This is a genomic window from Candidatus Poribacteria bacterium, assembly GCA_028820845.1.
GTDB lineage: Bacteria > Poribacteria > WGA-4E > WGA-4E > WGA-3G > WGA-3G.
This window is the reverse complement of record JAPPII010000114.1, coordinates 80,096-101,902: the sequence shown is the minus strand read 5'-3', so window position 1 is coordinate 101,902 and position 21,807 is coordinate 80,096. Positions and strand designations below refer to the sequence as shown.

General features: G+C 47.3%; 14 protein-coding genes. 11 read left to right on the top strand and 3 right to left on the bottom strand.

Annotation, left to right across the window (positions count from 1 at the left end):
* Positions 1–90 precede the first annotated feature (90 nt).
* The 11 genes from OXN25_20860 (at position 91) to OXN25_20810 (ending at position 18,856) form a co-directional block, all read left to right on the top strand.
* A complete protein-coding gene (locus OXN25_20860; GenBank protein MDE0427312.1) occupies positions 91–7,446 on the top strand; it encodes a LysM peptidoglycan-binding domain-containing protein in 7,356 nt (2,451 codons plus the stop codon).
* A gap of 55 nt (positions 7,447–7,501) precedes the next feature.
* Complete coding sequence (locus OXN25_20855) at positions 7,502–7,690, top strand: hypothetical protein (GenBank protein MDE0427311.1); 189 nt, start codon at positions 7,502–7,504, stop codon at positions 7,688–7,690.
* Between the two features lie 111 nt (positions 7,691–7,801).
* Positions 7,802–9,790 (top strand): hypothetical protein, encoded by a 1,989-nt coding sequence (locus OXN25_20850; GenBank protein ID MDE0427310.1) that lies wholly within the window; start codon positions 7,802–7,804, stop codon positions 9,788–9,790.
* 91 nt (positions 9,791–9,881) lie between these two features.
* The gene (locus OXN25_20845) at positions 9,882–10,916 is read left to right on the top strand and encodes a hypothetical protein (protein ID MDE0427309.1); all 1,035 of its coding nucleotides are present in this window, start codon (positions 9,882–9,884) and stop codon (positions 10,914–10,916) included.
* A gap of 39 nt (positions 10,917–10,955) precedes the next feature.
* The gene (locus OXN25_20840; protein ID MDE0427308.1) at positions 10,956–11,426 is read left to right on the top strand and encodes a PqqD family protein; all 471 of its coding nucleotides are present in this window, start codon (positions 10,956–10,958) and stop codon (positions 11,424–11,426) included.
* A gap of 159 nt (positions 11,427–11,585) precedes the next feature.
* Positions 11,586–12,626, top strand: coding sequence for a DNA cytosine methyltransferase (locus OXN25_20835; GenBank protein ID MDE0427307.1), 1,041 nt, complete (start codon positions 11,586–11,588; stop codon positions 12,624–12,626).
* A 7-nt stretch (positions 12,627–12,633) separates the two neighbouring features.
* Positions 12,634–14,598: an ATP-binding protein gene (locus OXN25_20830; protein ID MDE0427306.1), complete on the top strand. Its 1,965-nt coding sequence runs from the start codon at positions 12,634–12,636 to the stop codon at positions 14,596–14,598.
* A 46-nt stretch (positions 14,599–14,644) separates the two neighbouring features.
* Positions 14,645–16,138: a DNA methyltransferase gene (locus OXN25_20825; GenBank protein MDE0427305.1), complete on the top strand. Its 1,494-nt coding sequence runs from the start codon at positions 14,645–14,647 to the stop codon at positions 16,136–16,138.
* A gap of 147 nt (positions 16,139–16,285) precedes the next feature.
* Positions 16,286–16,975, top strand: coding sequence for an ABC transporter ATP-binding protein (locus OXN25_20820; protein MDE0427304.1), 690 nt, complete (start codon positions 16,286–16,288; stop codon positions 16,973–16,975).
* Positions 16,972–18,123, top strand: coding sequence for an aminotransferase class V-fold PLP-dependent enzyme (locus tag OXN25_20815; GenBank protein MDE0427303.1), 1,152 nt, complete (start codon positions 16,972–16,974; stop codon positions 18,121–18,123). Before OXN25_20820 ends, OXN25_20815 begins: the two co-directional genes overlap by 4 nt.
* 22 nt (positions 18,124–18,145) lie before the next feature.
* Entirely contained in the window at positions 18,146–18,856 is a 711-nt protein-coding gene (locus OXN25_20810) for a metal-dependent hydrolase (GenBank protein MDE0427302.1), read from the top strand.
* Positions 18,857–18,952: 96 nt separating this feature from the next.
* Here the strand turns inward: OXN25_20810 and OXN25_20805 are convergent, their stop codons facing one another.
* From OXN25_20805 to OXN25_20795, 3 genes are all read right to left on the bottom strand, one after another.
* The gene (locus OXN25_20805; protein ID MDE0427301.1) at positions 18,953–19,861 is read right to left on the bottom strand and encodes a sugar phosphate nucleotidyltransferase; all 909 of its coding nucleotides are present in this window, start codon (positions 19,859–19,861) and stop codon (positions 18,953–18,955) included.
* A 22-nt stretch (positions 19,862–19,883) separates the two neighbouring features.
* A complete protein-coding gene (locus OXN25_20800; GenBank protein MDE0427300.1) occupies positions 19,884–20,648 on the bottom strand; it encodes a hypothetical protein in 765 nt (254 codons plus the stop codon).
* A 90-nt stretch (positions 20,649–20,738) separates the two neighbouring features.
* A complete protein-coding gene (locus OXN25_20795) occupies positions 20,739–21,755 on the bottom strand; it encodes an ATP-binding cassette domain-containing protein (protein MDE0427299.1) in 1,017 nt (338 codons plus the stop codon).
* Positions 21,756–21,807: the final 52 nt, after the last annotated feature.

Below are 21,807 nucleotides of genomic sequence, written 5' to 3'. Positions count from 1 at the left end.
TGGTTTTTACGCGCCACGCTTTTTATGGGTATCTTTCGCGCCGTGAGAATAAAACACGAAATACATGAGAGAGGTGGGAGACTTTACAACATGAAAATCCATAGTAGGAGCAAGCACGATTCAAGACGTTTCAGTGCCATAGCAAATCTAACTGCACAACATATATGGGCAAGCCGTGTCTTAATGCTTTGTCTTTCTATTTTACTCATCAGTGGACTCTGCAATATCGCATACACGCAAACGGTTTCCAGCACCGGTAGGCAAACCGCAGCCATCCAAATTCGAGATGATCTGTCCATTGGCAACATTCGGAAGGATATCGCACGCCTGTCAAGTTTAGAGAGCCGCGTAACAGGTTACCCACAAGCCGCAAGTGGCAGCAAGTACATTTTTGACCGATTTGTCGAAATCGGTTTGCAAAACGTAGAAAGTCGAGAGTTCCCAGTTACTGTGCCGATCGATCACGGCGATAGCGTCATTGAGATAGTCTCACCAGACGGTACTGTCCTACATAGTTTCAAACTCACTCCACTTTGGCCAAATCTCGTCCGAACCTCCCTATTAGCAGATGGAATTAAGCATACTGTCTTGGCAGACGAAACACTCCAAGACATCGCCGCAAGCTACCAAGTCTCCGAAGAAGTTATCCTCACAGATGAACGAAATAAATTCCTGCCATCCCCTGTTGTAGAAGGGAACAGTGTATACATTCCAACCGGCGGCTTATCCGGTCCTCTCCTTTACGGCGACGATGGCGAACTCGCTGACTTCAACGGCACTAACATCGGGGGATTCTGGTACAAACTCCAAGACGGAGATACCCTCACATCGCTTGCTCGGCGTTACCGTATCACGGAAGCCAGCATCACTGACGATGTACTCAACGAACATCTGCAAAAAGCATCCGATGGCATTGACAACGATGAAGACGGTACTATTGATGAATACGGCGAAATTCCACTGCTCTCTGAGATTCTTGGATGGGCAACAGACGGGATCGACAACGATGCCGATGGTTGGACAGACGAAATCCCAGGCGATGCCACCGACGGTATTGACAATAACCAAGACGGGCAAATCGATGAATCTGGTGAATTCGTCGCCGCCAGCGAAGCACACATCTTCATACCAAAAGGGGCCATAGCTCTCCTCGATTTCAACTCCAGTACCCGCTATATTAACGCAACAATGCTCGGTGGCACTGCTATTATCTTCATTGAACCTGAAACAACCATCCGAGGTGAAGCGGAGAACAAATTCGGTACAGTTCCCGCTAACATACCACGATTCTGGATCTCCAAAGCAGATGCGGATTTTCTCACTAACTTACTCGAAGAAGAAAACAACGCAGGAAATCAGGTAAACGCCCGCGTCAGAGGAAAGATGACATGGGAACGTCGGGTCGGTCAGAATATACGCGGTTTTTTGGAAGGTGGCGACCCATCGCTACGCGATGAACTCATCGTCCTTACTGCTTACTATGATTCCATGTCCATTGTGCCTGCTATGGCACCTGGGGCAGATCCAACTTGCGGTGTTGCCACTCTCATGGAAGTCGCAAGGCTCTTTAGCCTCCCCGAATACCGTCCAGGATACTCTGTGCTGTTTGTCGCAGTTGACGGACATTTTCAAGGACTCGCGGGCATGCGAGCATTTATGGAAGGCATCGGGCAGGATATTGTCGGTAGTGACACGGACTCTCCGGGGACACCAACAATGCACGGGCTACGCCGCGGACTGTCCACGGATGTTATTGAATTTGAAGAATTAGGGAGAAGACTCCTGCTCTCAATTGACCGGAGCGTCTTAGTCGATCTCCCCTCTGACTTCTTCCACGGCATCTATAACGTAAAATCTGACCTCGAATCTCTGACGACCACCTTAGATGGCTTGGCAGAAACCCGCTCCGAGATCGAAACTCTCACGAACCAACAACGCGACTTCTCGGAACGTCAAAAGAAGCAAGCAGATAAGAATCGGAAACGAGAAAAACAAGAATTCACTGGTGAAGAGAAGAGCATATTATTGGCAAACCTCGCTCGCTCAAAGAAGGAAGCACTACAAACAACGCATTTCCTGCGAGACATCGTCAAGGAGTTAGCCGATGTTCGTGCTGTTGCGCTAAACACAAGCCGCACGGCACAACGTGAATTAATTGAAACGCTTGGACTGCCGATCGCCCGCCTTGATACATGGGCTGTAGCGAAACTCATTCGTGCCATAGAAACCGGCGCAACCGACGAATACGCTACACATCCAAACGATGCCTACCTGATTCCTGTACAAGAAGGTTCAGGGTGGGAAATTCCGGTCCCAAGTGATCTGCCCGAAGAGTTGGTCCCTGACATTGAGATGCTAAACAAAACACTCGCAGACTGGGAGATGAGCGATAAACGCAAATTCGCCCTCATGTGGACTCCCGAAAAAATCATGGACCGGCACCTCGATTTACATGGACTCAATGACGCGAAACAGGCACGGAAGGTCTTGCGCGAAACCGACAACTCCCTTGAGGTCGCCATCCAAACGGAATCTCAACTTCTTGAAAAAATCTTAGCGCAAATCCCTGATAGCAAGGCTGCTGAAGATCAGATTAAGGCGAGTATCCGGAAACTCAAGGAAACACCTACGTCGCAACAAGATACCAACATGCTACTCTACAGCGGAAAATTCCTCTCTAAAGCCGGTATCGAACGCTTGAACACCATTGACACACAACTCCGACAACGCCTAACGGAATCTGAAGACATCACGGATGCCGCTGTCCTGATCACTGACTTGCTCAAAGACAAGCAGAGCATTTTTGAAATCGGACTCCGAAACGCTCGCTTGGAGCGCACTCGCATTCAAAACTTGATGGCAACTGCTGAGACGCTTGGAAGAGAATACTTAGAGGAAGAAAAACTCATCTTGGAAAACTATCTTTCAGACACTGAAGCAGAGCAGGCTCTCAAGTTACGCGCCCACATCGCATCACACATCACGGAAGCAGAACTCTTGACGACCGTCAAAAGACGCTCGGAAACAGACATAATCGCACTTGAAAATCTCATAGGCCGGCTATCTACTTTAGATACCGACCTTGATACAGAGACGAAGACCCTACTGCGCGATAATATGCTAACCCTCCGAAACGCGCGATTCCGTAACATTCAGAGTCGTATTGAAAAGATGCTCCGCATCGATACCGGAGAATATAATCGGAAACTTGGACAGATTGAAGCCGCTATTGCACTTCAAGACCTCTTCAATCGCTACTACACCTCTCTCTATATTAGCATCGACCTCTCCTCTCAATCGGATCAGTTTGGTGTGTTCAACAAAGGATGGTTCTATGACCAACAGCCTGAATTCGTTCTGCGCCGAGAGTTTGCAAGTATCGGCAACCAACTCGCATCCTATGCAGAGGATGCCGATTTTGGGGTCCGTGTCCGGAAACTCTGGCAGTGGACAGATGACCAGATCCGACAAGCCGTCATGGCACGCCAATGGACAGTGGCTGGCGGTATCTCCGATAAATCCACTCTTGAAGGAAAAACCCTTGAAACACTGCTCAGCTCCCATTTCAGCAAACTCACAGGACTCAGCGGTGTGAGTCGCTTAATGAAGATGCAGTTCGAGCAGTGGCGCAACCAAGGTGAACCCTCCGAAGACATGCTCAAGGATATGGACTATATCCGCAAAGAGGTTGAACGTTTCATCCGAAACGATGTCCGCACAGCAAAGAAAAATCGGAAGAATAATATCCGAACGCGCGAGCAGCTGGACGCGATGCTCCGCCTACGACACGAGGACCCAGAAACCTTCTCTGATGACGAAATTGAGGACATTAAAACCCTCATTTCAATCGCGGGTCTCGGCGGCGATTCAAACTTCGTTAATGCTATCTCCGCAAGTGGTGGAAAAACTTGGAAAACCTACATCCCAGGTAAGATCGCTTTTGACAGCGAAGTCGCAACGCTCGTCGGAAAAACAGGTATCGCTTTCGCAACTATCGAAGACGCACGCGTTCTAACCGACACACCACTTGATACAATTGAGCGGGTCGATCTACGCGAAGGCGGCAACCTCCATCAACAAGCACAGACGCTTGCATCCTTGCTTATCCAAGCACTCCGCGATGAAGAAATGCCAACCGCCGCACGCGTCGGAAATTTCTACTGTAACCTCTTCGGCGACGTCGTTGAATTTGATGCTCGTGAATCCGCACTCCCCAATAAACCGGTCCCCTATCCAATCTTGACGCTCCGCAGAAAGCATAAAACCATGATGGGTGTCCGTGGAGACCTGTTTGTTATGGGTGATAATAAAGGCAACTTTGAAGTTGCCGGGTTAGCCATGGAAGGTAGAGCCACCCGGCGTCTCAGGGGTGTGCAAGAAGTCGAAGCCTATATCCTTGACCCAGACTCTGGGGACATCGTCTATGCGCCTGATTTAGGGAACTACGGCGCGGAACTGCTTCCCAATAAAATCCCGATCAATACCCGCAGACGTGGGTGTCGGGTCGTCACATTCCCGTGCGTATCCACAACTATCTACGATCTCGTCGATCAACGGTATCTGCGAACCCTCCGGGAACTTGAAGTCTACGATGCACTCACCGATAGCGCGCCAGAAAAATATGGGATGTCAAAACCGTGGCAGCAGGAAGGTGTCTCTGCAGCCGAACCGATTGCCCTCGTTTACAGCGAACCGAATACTCGTATCAAGGTCGGAATGGCTTATGGGCAAATCGGTAAACGTCTCTTACTTATCAAAGCCACAAAAAGCGGTATGAAAAATCCGACGCTCTATACCGGCGAAGGATTTGTTGTCCGTGAGAACGGCCGGATTCGTCTTACGCCGTACGTCGTTGTCCGAGATATGTGGTGGCTCGACGAAAACCGATCACAACTCTACAAACGGTTCGGTATCTCCAGTGATCGGCTTGACAAACTCCATCAATTTGCGAACGAGTATCTTGCACGCGCCGAGACGGAACTGCTACAAAATGACTACCAGCAAGCACTCAAGTTGGCGCGCGCGGCATGGGGCTACGAATCACGCGCATATCCTGATGTCAAACAGACCGGAAACGATGTTGTCAACGGTGTGATGTTCTATCTCGCCTTGTTAATGCCGTTCGCTTACTTTATGGAACGGCTCATCTTCGGTTTCCCGAATATCCACAAACAGATTTTAGGCTCATTCGGGATCTTTTTACTCGTCTTCTTCTTCCTCAGCCAGGTCCATCCCGCATTCCAGATCACAACGACACCTGTGATTATTCTCATTGCATTCGTTGTGCTTGCCTTGACAGTTATTGTCATCAGTATCATTGTCCGAAAATTCGAGGAACAACTTGAAAAGATTCGGCAGGAGGGAAGCAAGGTTTACAAAGCAGATGTCGGACGGTTAAGCGCGAGTGCCGCAGCGTTTAGTTTGGGGATCTCCAACATGCGAAAACGGAAAGGACGGACAATCCTAACCTGCTGCACATTGGTAATCCTTACCTTCACTGTCATCTCGTTTACCTCTGTGCGGACGTTCATGCATCCGAATAGAACGAGTCTCCCACAGGTAACGCCTCGCTATACAGGACTTCTCATCCGAGACCAATACTGGCGTCCGTTAGAAGAACCCGTGCTTACCTCTGTTCTGAACGACATGCAGAAGACGCAAATCACACTCACCGCTCTGGAACGGCTGCTGGCACGCAAAAACGAAATCCTGGTCAAGCAGGGACAACAACCGATCAATGTTGCGGAAGAGATAGCGACTTTAGAACAAGATGGCTTTATCGAAAAAGTAGACGAAGAATCCATCGTCATTGTTCGGAATTCTGTCGCACCGCGAGCCTGGTACCAATCCTCTGGTACCGGAGACCAATCCTTTGTTCAACTCACACGCACAGCGAATCCTGCGGATCCCTCGCCTCCTACCCATGCACTTACGGGTGAGGCACTAACTTTTGCTGCGAATATGCTTGTCGGCATGAACGAAGCAGAACCGGAGGTCAGTGGTATCAATAGATACCTTCAATATGGAAAGTGGTTCAACCCCGCTGACGCTGGGGAGTGGCCAACAGAATGGCCCTATGCTATCGTGCTACCCAAAGGAATGGCGGAATTGTTGAAAATCACCGAAAGCGATATGGGCAAGGCAACTGTCTCTGTCTATGGTGCAGACTTTACCGTTGTCGGCGTCCTGGGTATCGGTTTCAAGGACCTTACAGACAACGACGGCGAAGAACTCACACCTGTTGACTATCAATTGATGCAACAGCAACGCAGTCGTGGGGCAACCGGCGATGAAACGCTGGAAGGCGAGTTACAAAAGTATCTCCACCTCACGCCGGATAGCGTTGCTATCCTGCCCTACGAGGTGGTTATGAACCAAGGTGGCACGCTCCGAAGCGTCGCTGTCAACATGGAACCACAAACGGATGACCCAGAATTGTTAGGTGCGGTTGATAAGCTGGACCTTATCATGGCACCCCTCATGAACCGTATTGCTCTTGACTTCTTCGTCGGTCGTGATAAAGACACATATCTCTACAGCAGTATTGGAATGACAAGTTTCAGCGGGATGGGCAATCTATTCGTACCGATTCTCATCGCTGCGCTTATCGTGCTCAACACCATGCTTGGGGCAGTCTATGAGCGCGTCCGAGAAATCAGTATCTATAGTTCCGTCGGACTCGCGCCCGTACATATTGCCTTCCTATTCCTCGCAGAGGCGTGTGTATACGCTATCGTCGGCGCAGTGCTCGGATATCTCATGGGACAAGCCATCGCAACAACCCTCGTAAACTTCGGATGGCTCGCCGGGTTGACCCTCAACTATTCCTCAATGTCGACTGTCGTTGCAACGATTATCGTCATGATTGTCGTTCTACTGAGTACCCTATATCCGGCAATCAAAGCCTCACGTATGGCAGTTCCCGATATTGAACGTAAATGGAAACTCCCAGAACCCGAAGGTGATGTCTGGCATTTTAACCTCCCCTTCACTGTCCTTGAAGAGGAGTCACTCGGCTTGAACGTATTCATGCGCGACTACTTCGAGGCACATGCTGATGAATCCGCCAGTGATTTCTATACCGACCAAGTCGCCTTCAGCACTGTAGAATCTGAAGGTGAAGACGCCTATCAGATTAGTATGATGGTATGGTTAGCACCTTATGATTTAGGTGTAAGCCAATCCATCCAGTTCGTTACATCGCCCGTAGGTGGAGAAGAGGAAGATCTCTATAAGATTACACTGGATGTGCATCGTGAGAGCGGCGAGATCGCCTCTTGGAAACGTGTGAACCGACGTTTCCTCAATCTATTGCGGAAACAACTTCTGATTTGGCGGACGTTCAGCGTCGATATCCGAGCAGAATTCCATGAACGCGGTAGAACGGAAGGAACAGACGAACCGGCAACAGGGCAACTCGAGCCCGTCCCGGCACCAGCGGATTAGAGGAGGAATGGTTGTTCGCTGATAACGGTTAGCGAATAGCGTATAGCGAATAAATATGGAAAAATTAGCGAGTCTTATCATCATCATTGGCACTTTCTTATGGCTGTTCAGCATTCTCGTCCTTGAAGGGCGTTGGCAGTGGCAGATGTTCTCAGCACTTGTACTAACAGTGGGCATCTTCACCGCGCATTTCTGGGAAGAATTGCGAGATACTGACAGCACTGAAGAACCAAGCGACGAATAAGGAATGGCGGTCGGCAGGTAGCAAAACGTGTGGCAGTTGTAAACGTCCTCACCCGCCACAACTACTGACGGTTTCCAATAGCCGATAGCCAATAAAAGGAGAACTTTCAACTTGGCGAGAGAAAGAGTATCACAAGCAGATGAATGGCAAGCTTGGGCGCAGCGATACGACATTGAAGGCGGTATCCGTACCTTTGAGTCGGGGCTAACGGTCAAGGTGTTTGTTGGCGCACTTTTCGTTGGCTTGCTGATGATGCCTGGCTCCATCTATCTCAGTTACGTATCCGGTCAATCTGGGGCTGAAGCGGCACCTTGGGTTGCCGTTATTCTATTCACTGAACTCGCGCGGCGTTCCTTCACAACTGCCCGGCGACAGGAGCTCTATATGCTTCTCGGATTAACCGGAGCCGCTGTCGGCAGTGGAATGCAGTACCGGAACTTTATCTGGTACGCCTACTTTATCAATACACCCCAGGCAGCTTCCTACGAAATCGCCGATAAAATTCCAGAGTGGATTGTGCCTGCCGGTAATTCTGTCGGTGTACTTACGCGCAGCCTGCTGCATCCAGACTGGTTTCTGCCTATTGCTATCTACCTTGCCGGAAAGCTGCTCGGCACGTTGCGATTCGTTAGCGGACAATATATTTTGTTCCGACTCACGGCGGACCTCGAGCGGCTCCCATATCCAATGGCACCAATTGCCGCACAAGGCGCAACCGCACTTGCAGAAACAACAGGGAAAGAAGAGACATGGCGATGGCGCGTCTTCTCTATCGGCTCCATGGCTGGGTTAATCTGGGGATTCCTCTATATCGGGGTGCCTTCATTGACTGGGGTCATGATGAGCCAACCGATTCAGATCTTGAAAATCCCGTGGATAGATTTCACACAGAGCATCGAAGGTTTCGCACCAACAGGGGTCTTCGCTTTCCGAACCGATTTCGGACAGATGCTCATCGGGTTCGTGATGCCATTCCCGATTATCATGTCAGAATTCGTAACCGCAATGGCATCGCAATTTATCTTGAACCCACAAATCCTATATCGGTATGAGATTCTCCATCAATGGAACCCAGGACTGGATGTCCGGGGTGTTACTTTATTCAACAACCTGGATTTCTGGTTTAGCTACGGCATGGGTAAATCCTTTAGCCTCGCTGTCGTCGGTATGGCTGCTTCGATTCCGATGCTCTTCAAACTACGGAAGGCTCAGAAAAGAGCAGGCGAACGCGGTTCCTTCGCAACGCCTCCAAATCGAGGCGATTTCCCGATATGGTTGATGGGCTTAATGTGGCTCGTTGGTATGGCTGGATTCGTTTGGCTTATTCATTGGATGGTCCCGAATTTCCCACTCAGTTTCTTGATCGGCTACGCATTCTTGTACACACCGATTAATTCCTATATCACGGCGCGAACTTTCGGGGTTCTCGGACGAGACCTTTTTGAAATCCCATACCTGCACGAAATCACATTTATCTTGAGTCGCTACGAAGAGATAGACATCTGGTTTGCACCACTACCAGACGAGGATTATGGACGTGGCACACAGGGGTGGCGCGTGCTCGAATTGACCGGCACAACCTTTACCTCAAATCTTGCAGGTACGCTGCTAATTATGCCGATTTTGCTCGTCAGTGGAATTGTCGTCCTCCACTTTATCTGGAAGATCGCTCCGATCCCGAGTGCACAGTACCCGTTCGCACAGATGATGTGGCCCATTAACGCTACAAACGAAGCACTCTGGAAAACATCGCTACGGGACGGAAATAGTGAAATGCTTCAGGCGATTCGCGGCGATTATGTCTCCGCAGGATTTACCTCAAGCCTTGCCCTCTATGGTATGCTGTGGGTCTTTAAATTACCTTCAATGTGGTTTTACGGTATCGTTGGGGGTATCGGGGCAGACCCAGGCAGTATGGTTGCCCGATTACTCGGCGCAATTATCGGGCGGTTCTACATGATTAAACGATTCGGAATGCGACGCTGGTATATGTTCAATCCGGTACTTGCAGCAGGATTCGCCTGCGGAGTCGGTCTCATCGGTATGGGAACCGTTGCGATCGCGCTTGTCTCAAAAGCCGTAATCGTCAAACCGTTTTAGGGAGTCTTGGTTCTTGGTTATAAGTTAAGAGGCGTATTGTTACCGAAAACCTTCTTAACTTATAACTTATAACCTATAACTTATAACCGCTATGGACTGGACTGTTTTTGGCTGGGCAGGCATACAACTTGAAATCCCGACAACTTGGGAACTCAGTGGACTCAGTGGAGACCAGAAAACAGGTTACTTGCGACTTGACGACGCTGAAATGCCGCGTCTCGAACTTAAATGGGCACACACCCGACGCAAAAAACCCGATCTCCACGCAACGCTCGACGAATATTTTAAACTGATTCGCAAAACCTATAAGAAAGGTGCTGAACTTTCTTTCCGCCGGAACGTCAATTTCATTAAAGACCCCGAGTTTTTTGAGGGGCGTAACGTCCTCGGTTTTAGCTGGAAGGGGAGTATTCGTGCTAATGGACTGATCTTCCACGCCGGAAAACGGATTACGATCGTCCAAGTGATGGGACGGCTCAAAGAAAACTGGCGACCAACAGTCCTCCGTATTTTTCAGTCAATTACCGACCACAGAGACGCGCCACAGACGCTCTGGAGTGCTTATGGACTTAAGTTAGGTGTCCCCACAGAATACAAATTAGAACGTCAAAAACTGCTAAGTGGTTATCTGCTGTTCGCCTTCGTCGCGAAAAAAGAACGTTTTCAAAGTGTGATAAAACTCGCTAAATCGGCAGGCGGTCGCCTACGGAATAACGGCACAGTTGAATACAAAGCACCTCAATCGTCTGACAGAGGGAGTCTTAGTGTTGAGCGGTACGGACCCGCAGAGGTGATGCTAAGCGACTATACAGATACACCGAACCCGCTTGAGACATGGTTCCGCGCCAAATACGCAAAAGCAATTCGCGGCTACGGGTTTGAAGTGACATCGCACACAGATACCGAAGACGAACACCTTACACTCATTGGACAACAGACACGGCTCTATGATGGTGTCCCGCTTACACCCGTGTTGATGCTCGATAAGCTCTCCAAACGGACAACGCTTGTCTTTCATTTATGGCGATGTAATCACTCTAACCGTATCTATGTTATCCAATCCATCAGCAATACCGACGCATCCTCAACTGTCCAAAAGGTCGCTGAGAGCATTGAATGCCATTGATAGTTTTTGGTTAAGAAGTTATAAGTTACCAGTAAAAAAATGCTAAACAAACTCTTATACACTCTCAAACTTAAGAAACGTCCTGATGTAGATCGCACACAGGTCATGAAATCATTTCCTGTGCGCAACCAATTGATTACATGGGAAATAGACGACAAGGGCGAAGCATCGCTTGTGGTCCCCCAGAAAGACAAACTCTGGATCCGACTTGCCAGTAAACTCTTTATGCTTCCGGATAAAAGAGTGATTGTGTTGGATTCCATCGGGACTTATGTATGGCAGAAGTGTGATGGTAAGCATACCATTTCACAGATCGTCAAGGGTGTTCAAAATCAGTACCAACTGACTCGAAAAGAGGCTGAAACGTCGCTCTTTACGTTTATGCAGCAGCTCGGCAAACGGAACTTCATCGGGTTCGCTATCCCTGATAACCGACAGAACGCGCCTGCAACACCAGAACCCGAACCTGAAAAACAAGGCATTTTTGGATTTCTACAGAGACGACAATAGACTAACATCTATGAAAAAATATGAGAAAGTCGTTTGACATTCTAAGGAAGTTTGTGGTAAACTAATTTGAAGGTTTAACTTTATGGGTAACAAGCATTTTTGTATCAATATACAAAGGTTATCTTAGATACGTCCTTTCTCAACATGGGAAAAAGTCTTATGATTAAAGCAATTGATTTCTTCTGCGGCGCAGGCGGTTTAACAAGAGGTTTGTTAGATGCTGGGATAGGAGTGCTAGCAGGAGTAGATAACGATGAGCGTCTGCAAGACACTTACACTCACAATAACAAACCTAGCCGTTTCATCAATAAAGACATCGGTAAAATTGAAATCCAGGAACTACGCAAAGAACTCGGAATCCAAGATGAAGATACAACGCTTTATGCTGCTTGCACGCCATGCCAACCGTTCTCTACTCTTAGCAGACAGAACTGGAAAGATGATAGCCGAAAAGTCTTGCTTTTAAGTTTCGCCGAGATCGTAAAAGAATGTCCTCCAGATTTCATTCTTGTTGAAAATGTGCCCGGGCTGAACAACAATTGTGGAAAAGAGATTTATGAAAAATTCTTGGAGGTTCTTGAAGAGTGTGAATTTTCAGAACCTGCAGCAGATTTACTTGATGCGAAGCATTTCGGGGTTCCACAGACACGAAAGCGATTCATCCTTTTGGCATCGAAAAAAGGCTCAATTTCTCTGCCTACTCCGCAGACAGATCCTGATAAATTTGTAACAGTGAAAAAGTGTATTGAAAATTACCCTGATGTTGATGCAAAAGAGGCACAAGATTATTCAAATCATGTTGCAAGGGAACTGAAACCTCATCATAAACGCATTGTTGAGGCAGTACCGAAAGATGGTGGTAGCCGTCGGGATGTAACTGATACAACTATCCTTCTAAAATGTCATCAAGAAAAACCGAATGCACATAGAGATGTGTTTGGACGGATGGCATGGAATAAACCTGCACCAACGTTGACTTCTCGCTGTACGGATGTTTACTCTGGACGCTTTATACATCCTAAACAAGACAGGGGTATTTCATTGCGTGAAGCAGCTGCCCTACAAACCTTCAAGGATAATTACAAATTTTTTGGCACATCTATTTCTGCGATAGCTCGGCAAATCGGTAACGCTGTCCCAGTGAAACTCGCTGAATATCTGGGAAAATCAATTATTAATGCATTTGAACAAAATAGATAAGTACACTATGAAGCATAACCCAGTTTCTTCAAAACAGCCGTATCGGATGGAATTTGATGTTGCTACCATCAAACACCTTGGTCTGCAGATGTACTCGACACTGCCGCCGGTCATTGGTGAATTGGTAGCCAACGCTTGGGATGCAAATGCGACAAAGGTTGAAATTACAATTCCAGAAGGGCAAATTAACGAACAAACTTCAGAAATTATAATTAAAGACAATGGACTGGGTATGTCGGATCAGGATATCCGTAAAAAATATCTCATTATAGGCAGAGACCGACGCGAAAAGGAAAAATCCGAAGAAACACCTACTCCGTACAAGCGTAAAATTATGGGGAGAAAAGGGATAGGTAAGTTTTCCGCTTTTGGAATCGCTAAGGAGATCGCTATAGAAAGTGTAAAAGATGGCGAAGTCAGCCATTTTCAGATGAATTATGACAAACTCCTGAAAGAAGAAGAGAAACGGGAAATTGAATTTCCACCTCTGAAACCGACAGGTAAAGTATCCGAGGGTACAAAGATTACCCTCAGGTACATCACAAAATTCAAAACTCGCAGTATTTCAATCGTCACTCTTCGTCGGGGACTCGCGAGAAGATTTGCTGTCATTGGGGAACAGAACGACTTTGAAGTCATCATTAACGACCAACCTATCTCGATTGAAGAGCGAAACTTGCAAAGCAAGCTTGCCTCGGACGCGGATGGGAATCCGTATTTGTGGAAATACGATAAGACAGAGATAAAACCTGGAACTGGATGGACAGTGTCAGGTTGGATCGGTGCACTCACCCGAACAAGCCAAGAGAAAGACAAGATAGAGCGCGGTATTGTGCTCATGGCAAGAGGTAAGCTGGTACAAGAACCATTCGTTTTTGACGCGGTTATCGGTCAACAGTTCGCGCTTTCCTATCTCATTGGTGAACTCCACGTTGATTTTGTTGATGAAGTAGAAGATACAATCGCGACGACCCGAAACTCGTTAGTATGGGATACAGAAGCAAATACAGCTCTGAAGGAATGGGGCCAAAAAGAGGTAAATAAAAAAGCATCTTTATGGGCTAAAAAACGTAGTGAAGATAATCAACGTAAGTTAAAAGAGCATCCGCTATATCTTATCTTCCAAAAGCAAGCAGCGGAAATTGACAAAAAGCGAGAGTTTAAGCGAGCAGATCAATTAGTTCGTCAATTGATTCAGCAATCGACTGATAAGAATCCTACTGCCGAGATCCAGGACTTTGAATCAATGATCCAAATGTTCCTTGACTTTTGGAAGTTTGATTCCTTTAGAGAAATGGCTGCAGAAATAAAAAACACAGGAATTGAGGAACCCGAAAAACTCCTCAATTTATTTAGAGAATGGGAAATTTTAGAAGCAAAAGAAATGGCAAAGGTTACCGAAGGCCGGATAACGACAATTGAAAGACTTGATAACCTCATTAAGACTAACGCGTTGGAGGTCCCGACGCTCCATAATTTCTTAAAAGAATTTCCTTGGGTGATTGATCCACGTTGGACCTTAGTGGATGACGAAGTTAGATATAGCGACTTGCTACGCAATACATTTCCAGAAAGAGATGATATACCAGAGATAGATAGGCGAATCGATTTTCTATGTGTGCGAGAAAGTACGCATTTAGTTGTCGTAGAAATAAAACGCCCACAGTCAAAGGTTTCTACGGACGCGCTTGATCAAATTGAAGAGTACGTTAATTTTATGCGGGATCACATTAACCGAACAACCGATCCCGAGCATCAATATAAGGAAGTCACGGGCTATCTTCTTTGTGGAAACTTGGTCGACACTTATCAAGTCAGAGGAAAACGGGATAATTTAGCAAAAGCACAGATATACATTAGGAGATATGAAGATTTACTCAATATGGTTCAACGGTCACATACTGAATTCTTAGAGCGATATAATCGGCTTCAAGAAGTAAAACAAAGAACCGAAAATAGTTTTCGTTCTTGAAAAAAATCAGAGGCCTGTCAATACTGTACTTGGCAGAGCATCTCGTATGACACAAAATTTCTTAGATAACACACTTTACGAAATGGACAATTTAGATGTGCTTCGGGGAATGAACAGCGAAACCGTAGATCTTATCGCTACCGACCCACCATTTAACACTAAACGAAATCGTAGTACAACAGCAGGTCACTATGTTGATAATTGGAAATGGGGCGACACGGGTATATTACCTGATCAATGGAAGTGGAACGAAGTACACCCCAAATGGCTTGAAGAAATCAAAGACAACCATGCTGCACTCTACCATGCAATCGAAGCCGCTAAACATTGCCAAGGGGGGGATACCGCAGCATTCCTCTGCTTCCTTAGCGTCAGACTACTTGAAATGCACCGTATCCTAAAACCTAAGGGTTCTATTTACCTACATTGCGACTCTACCGCGAGTCATTATATCAAGATGTGTATGGATGCAATTTGGGGGAAGAAAAACTTTCGCAACGAAATTGTGTGGAAAAAGTATGGTGGGCATAAAAACACGGCTAAATTGAAATTTACAACAGAACACGACACGTTGTTTTTTTATTCTGCCTCCAATGCACACGCTTTTAATCAAATATTCCGTCCGTTGTCAGAACAAACTATCAAGTCTGAATATAAACATGTTGACGAAAATGGAAGCCGTTATGCAATACCACGCGGACGCAAATTCAGACAAGGCATCGTCAAAAGAGTTTATCTTGACACTCACCCGGGAGTAGCTATTGGAAATCTATGGACAGAAAAAGAATTAACGATGCAAGGCCGAGACGACGAACGCACCGGCTCTCCCGACCAAAAACCTGTCGCTCTCTACGAGCGTATCATCAAAGCTAGTAGTAACGAAGGCGACCTTATATTAGATCCATTCTGCGGATGTGCAACTACTATCATCGCTGCACAAAATCTCAATCGACGCTGGGTTGGCATTGATAGGCGAAAAGATGCACGCTATCATATCATCACCCGTCTCATGGGAATCCCACGCAAAGAGCGGGAACGTCTTGAAAAATACGCAACCAACAAAGAATGGCTTGATAGACAAACACGTCCATACGAAATGCATTATCAGACCGAACCACCCATACGTACAGATCAAAACGAGCAAACTTCACCCGAATTGGCACACGTCTATTCTATTGAAACCCAACATCAACTTCGTCACGCTGAAATGCACGACATCCTCACCGAGCAGTTCGGCCTTAAATGTTGGGGATGCAACTTCATTCCACCCGACAAACGGTATTTGCATCTTGATCATATAATCCCAAAAACTGATGGGGGCACAAATGATATAGATAACCGTGCTCTGCTCTGCCAGCCGTGCAATAGTAAAAAATCGAACACAATGAGTCTTAACGCACTTCGTAGACAAAATAAACGAGATGGATACATACAACCTAACCCACCGATAGACCTACAAGCTGCACTCGCATGGACAAGGAACTACTTGATACAAACCGTACGAGAAACATCATATCAGCTCACTATTAACGAACTTTAAGTTACGAAACGAAGGAGAAAAAAAATGAACATACCAACAGAAATAGGCGATGTCAACGCAATTCTAGCCGAAACACCAGAAAAGTTCCAACGCGTTCTTCCGAAAGAAAATACAGTCCGCGTGCGGAACCTCATTAAACGCTACGAGATGGGGACGCAGACGGTTGATGCACTCCGCGGTGTCAACTTCCAAATCCAACGCGGTGAATACATCTCCATTATGGGGCCCTCGGGTTCAGGAAAATCAACGCTCTTCAATATGATTGGCGGACTTGATAAACCAACCGAAGGCAGAGTCTACATTGACGAAGTAGACATCGCACAACTCGACGCCTATGAACTCGCATGGCTCCGCTGCCGAAAGATTGGTTACATCTTCCAATCCTTCAATCTCATCCCTGTTATGACAGCACTCGAAAACGTCTCTCTCCCCATGATTTTCGCGGGTATGAGTGCCGACGAAAGCCGAGAAAAGGGTGTTGATCTGCTTTCACTCGTTGGACTCGGTGACCGTGTGCAACACAAGCCGTTGGAACTCTCCGGCGGACAGCAACAGCGCGTCGCAATCGCACGTTCCCTCGCCAACGATCCAGCGATTGTTCTCGCTGACGAACCCACAGGAAACCTCGACACTAAAACTGGGTTAGAAATTATCGCTTTGCTCCGCCGACTTAACGCCGAAAACGGTGTGACCATCATCACAGCAACGCACGACCACAAGATGTTAGATGTTTCCGACCGTATCTTCCGCATGGTGGATGGCAAAGTGGATAAGATTGAATCTCGTAATGAAATTGACCTCCAAGTTGGTAAATTAGATGGTGAAGAAGTGGGATGAACATCTACAAACGCCTCGGCATTCGCACAGTCATTAACGGCAACGCAACGCTCACGCGACTCGGTGGCTCTATCATGCCCCCTGAGGTCGTTGCAGCGATGGCCGATGCCTCGAAACATTTCGTAGACATCATCGAACTGCAAAAACGGGTCGGTGAAGAAATTGCGAAACTTACCCACAACGAGGCGGCGTACGTCTCTTGTGGTGCCGCTGCTGCCCTAACGCTCAGCACTGCTGCCTGCATCACTGGACTTGATGCTACCAAACGTGAGAAATTACCGCTCCACCCCTCCCCCGGTAGGGGCGGTTTCCAACCGTCCACAATGAAAAGTGAAGTCATCGTACACCGCCACGGTCGCGTCGGATACGATTTTGCAGTGCGACAGGTCGGTGTTAGTTTTGTAGAAATAGGTGATGAAAATGGTACGCCTCCCGACGAACTCGAAAACGCCATCACCGAAAAAACCGCCGCAATCTTTTATTTCGCAAATCCGAGTAGGGAACACCTCTGGGTCCCCTATGAACAAGCCATTAGTATTGCCAAAAAGCACGATGTCCCGCTTATTGTTGATGCCGCCGCGCAGCTACCACCCCCAGAAAACTTATGGCGTTTCACACAGATGGGCGCGGATTTGGCACTCTTTAGTGGCGGAAAAGGATTACACGGTCCACAGAGCAGCGGGTTAATCGTCGGGACAAAATCGCTGATTGAAGCGATTGCTTTCAATGGACCACCGCATCCGTTTATTGGTAGGGGTATGAAAGTCGGCAAAGAGGAATTGGTCGGGCTGCTCGCCGCCGTGGAGTGGTATCTCGGTCAGGATCACGAACAACTACAGCAATCTTACGAAGATCAGGTTACCTATTATACTGAGGTTTTCAAGGACATCCAAGGCGTTACAGTACACCGCAGCTTTCCATCTGAAGCCGGGCAACCCATGCCACGCACCGAAATCCGATTCGACGCAGAAGAACTCGGTATCACACGAGACGAAATCCTCCAGCAGCTGCAAGCAGGCAATCCCGTTATTGACATCGCAGGAACAGGCGCGAACGGTGTCCTTATCAACGGACAAACCCTCAGGCCAGGAGAAGTAGAAATTATTGCTCACAGATTAAAGGAAATACTTTGTAGCATAGACTGTTAGTCTGTGCCAGGAGAAACATTAAATGAAACTCAATAACGGCATCCGCCTGACATGGCTCGGACATTCCACCTTTAAAATCGAAGCAGACGGACAAACACTCCTCATTGACCCGTGGGTGACTCACAACCCAGTGTGTCCTGATGAACTCAAGATATTCCACAACCTTGACATTATTCTCATAACACACGGACATGCCGATCATATTAGCGACGCTGTGCCACTCGCCAAAACTTATGCTCCCACAGTCGTCTCCATCGTCGAAATCGCAGGATGGCTTGGTAAACAAGGCGTTGAAAACACAGTTGGAATGAACAAGGGAGGTACTGTCACAGTCGGCAGCATAAAGGCAACAATGGTTTCAGCAAACCATAGTAGCAGCTTCACGGAAGAGGACGGCACGACAGTTTATCTGGGTGAACCAGCAGGCTATGTGATTGAATTTGGGAACGGCTACAAAATCTATCACGCTGGAGACACCAACGTCTTCGGGGACATGCGTATTATCGGCGAGATCTATCAACCCGATTTGGCACTGCTTCCCATCGGCGACCACTTTACGATGGGACCGCGTGAAGCCGCCTACGCCGCACAATTGCTCAACGTACCAGCGATCCTACCTATCCATTACGGCACTTTCCCACTATTGACGGGAACACCCGAAGAACTCCGTAAATTAACCGCATCTCAGGATGTGGAAATTATTGAATTAGAGGTCGGGGAAACGTTAGATTAAGAGATTCTTTGTAGCACAAACTGTCAGTTTGTGCTCGATGAGATAAACTTGGATATAACTCAAACTGCCCGTTTCTAATTTTCGCGTGGATCTTATCTAATGGACGAGTACTTCCCAATAGGGACTTTGCAATCCAAAGGCATAGACAGTCCTTAGCAGCTCCTGCGGGTTCCCTGTATCATAACGTTCGCCAGCGACCCGATAACCATACATGCCTTCCTGTCGTATCATTTCCGTCATCGCATCCCGCAGTTGAATCTCGCCGTGCGTTAGAACTTGGTGCTTGTAGTTATAATCCAGAATGTCAAAAAGGAGAGGCGTGAGGAGGTCTATGCCGAAGTTGCAGAGATACTCCTTTTCTGGAATGCCTTCCACGCGCAAATGTTCTTGCGCGAACTCGACCGTCGGTTTTTCGGCAATTTGCGTCAATGTATAGAGTCGTGAGGATTCAACAGAAGGGTTTCCGTGAACAATCCCGTTGACCGAGAGCTCACTTTCAGGACAGAGATCAAGACTTGTGACAGACTGCCCAACTTCCTCGTAGACATCCACCAGCTGTTTAGCGCAAGTGATGTCTGATTCCGAAATATAGAGATGGTCGCCAAGCAGAATTATGACCGGTTCGCCAGCAGCGAAATCCTTGGCACAATAGATAGCATGCCCAAACCCTTGAGGTTCCGCCTGTATTGCGAAATGTAACCGTTCACCTATCTCTTCCAGACGATCTGCCTGTACTGCCAACTCCGTCTTTTCGCGAATCGCATCCGCAACGGTGCCAGAAAAATAGTCGGCAATCGGTTCAACCTGTTGCGGCTGAGCAACGAGACACACCTCTTCCACACCAGCCGTGAGTGCCTCTTCAATAATCAACTGAATGACCGGTTTTGCGAAACCGTCTTGACTGATAATTGGAAAGAGAGCTTTCGGTACGGCTTTCGTCGAGGGGAAAAGGCGTGTCCCGTATCCAGCAATGGGAATAACCGCTTTCTTAACGATGAATTTCACTCCGTATTTAATCGCTAAAAAATTAATTCCTCAATCCCTTGAGGTATCCCCAAGTCATTGAGAGTTTTCCAGCAGGTTCGACAGGCAATTGATCGCTTTGTGACTCAAAATTCTGTGCAACCTCATCTTCGTCAAGAATCCGATCGTAAATACGGACATTATCAATCATACCGATCAGAAATCTACCGTCGTGTTCGCTACCGATACGGCGTTCATCCATCAGTTCAGGGGTCGTACCTGCGTTCCCCTCATCAACCAACTCACCATCAACATAGAGCTTGAGTTCGTTATCTTTGGTATTGCTGGTGTAAATGATGTGATACCACCGCTCTTCCTCAGCATTTAAACGGATCTTCACGCCGTCATTCTTATGGACTTGGATCTGGTTTCCCTCGAATTTGAAATGAACTTTACCCGCTGCCCACATCCATGTTGACACGATACCTTGAATGCCGCCGAACTGACCCTCCAGTGCGTAACATTCAATACTCACATGCTCAAACTCACCCATCGCTGGGATTTCGATGTAACTGTCCCCTTCAAATTCCAACGCCTCTCCAGTGCCATCGGTCGCACCTTCGACAGATGTGAGAGTGCCTTCTATTTTCGCATCTTTGCCACCAAAGATATCTTTGACAGTTTTGCCCTCTATATCTGCTTCATTGAGGGTATATATAGCGACAAGCCCATCTGTTACGAAATCTTGTGCATCAGCGGCGTTGACATACGAGAACATTGCCAAGAATACGCCGAGGACGCAAATTGCGCTCATATCTCTTAAATTCATTTGTATCTCTCCTTTAAATTTCAGAAATTAGATTCAGTAAAACCTTATACATTTTACCCTGCAGATTTTCGGTTTGTCAAGTCAATTCGCCTATACGTCCGGAGATACCGGCTCCGCCAACTTACGCTCAAGCGTAAGGTTATCCTCGTATACGGTTTTGATTAGGTCCTCAATATCGGGTTCCTGAATCGATACATCTATAATTCTGAACTTTTTGAGGATCGCACCAATGAGATCCGCCGCGCTAATCTCTTCTGGAGAGAATCGATACTGCACGCGAGCACCCTCCTGATACACAATATCCGCATTGGGAATACCAACGTCTGGATAGACTTCTGCGTAATCGACACTCAACAGCCGTTCCGTCGAAAGCAATCGTCGCAGTGTAGTGAGTTCCCCATCAAAACGGAGACGCGCATTGTCAATGAGAATAACACGTTTGCACAACTTCTCAACATCGTCTAAATCGTGCGTCGTCAACACAACCGTGACCTGTCGTTCAGCGTTAATTCGCTGGATAAACTGTCGGATACGTGCCTTCGCAACCACATCCAACCCAATAGTCGGCTCGTCAAGGAACAACACATCTGGGTTGTGGAGCAGCGCAGCAGCGATATCTGCACGCATTCGTTGACCGAGACTCAACTGACGGACAGGGGTCCGGAAAAAATCACCAAGGTCGAGTAATTCGTCAAACATCTCAACATTGTGGCGGTATTGTGTCTCTGGAATGCGATAGATACGCTGTAGCAACGCAAATGATTCTTGAACTGGTAAATCGAACCATAGATGTGAGCGCTGCCCAAATACGACACCAATGTGTTTCGCATTTTCCTTCCGTTGCCGATGCGGGATATAACCGTTCACAGTCACACTGCCCGATGAAGGCACTAAAATACCGGTCAACATCTTGATAGTCGTTGACTTTCCAGCACCGTTAGGTCCTAAATATCCAACGATTTCACCGCGTGCTACGGTAAAGGAGATTTTGTCCACTGCTTGGACGATACGGTGTTTGCGAGAAAAGAGATTCACAAAACTCCCGAAAAATCCGGTGCGGTGATGATAGACTTTGAAGGTTTTGCTAAGGTTATCAACTTCAATCATATTTTTTTAAGCGAGAATTGTTACAAACACACCTTTAACCAACAACCAACAA

Excerpts from the sequence above, each read along its gene's own strand:
- OXN25_20835 (MDE0427307.1), top strand. The coding sequence starts at position 11,586 with ATGATTAAAGCAATTGATTTCTTCTGCGGCGCAGGCGGTTTAACAAGA.
- OXN25_20820 (MDE0427304.1), top strand. The coding sequence starts at position 16,286 with ATGGGGACGCAGACGGTTGATGCACTCCGCGGTGTCAACTTCCAAATC.
- OXN25_20810 (MDE0427302.1), top strand. The coding sequence starts at position 18,146 with ATGAAACTCAATAACGGCATCCGCCTGACATGGCTCGGACATTCCACC.
- OXN25_20855 (MDE0427311.1), top strand. The coding sequence starts at position 7,502 with ATGGAAAAATTAGCGAGTCTTATCATCATCATTGGCACTTTCTTATGG.
- OXN25_20815 (MDE0427303.1), top strand. The coding sequence starts at position 16,972 with ATGAACATCTACAAACGCCTCGGCATTCGCACAGTCATTAACGGCAAC.
- OXN25_20825 (MDE0427305.1), top strand. The coding sequence starts at position 14,645 with ATGACACAAAATTTCTTAGATAACACACTTTACGAAATGGACAATTTA.
- OXN25_20830 (MDE0427306.1), top strand. The coding sequence starts at position 12,634 with ATGAAGCATAACCCAGTTTCTTCAAAACAGCCGTATCGGATGGAATTT.
- OXN25_20845 (MDE0427309.1), top strand. The coding sequence starts at position 9,882 with ATGGACTGGACTGTTTTTGGCTGGGCAGGCATACAACTTGAAATCCCG.
- OXN25_20840 (MDE0427308.1), top strand. The coding sequence starts at position 10,956 with ATGCTAAACAAACTCTTATACACTCTCAAACTTAAGAAACGTCCTGAT.
- OXN25_20795 (MDE0427299.1), bottom strand. The coding sequence starts at position 21,755 with ATGATTGAAGTTGATAACCTTAGCAAAACCTTCAAAGTCTATCATCAC.
- OXN25_20860 (MDE0427312.1), top strand. The coding sequence starts at position 91 with ATGAAAATCCATAGTAGGAGCAAGCACGATTCAAGACGTTTCAGTGCC.
- OXN25_20800 (MDE0427300.1), bottom strand. The coding sequence starts at position 20,648 with ATGAATTTAAGAGATATGAGCGCAATTTGCGTCCTCGGCGTATTCTTG.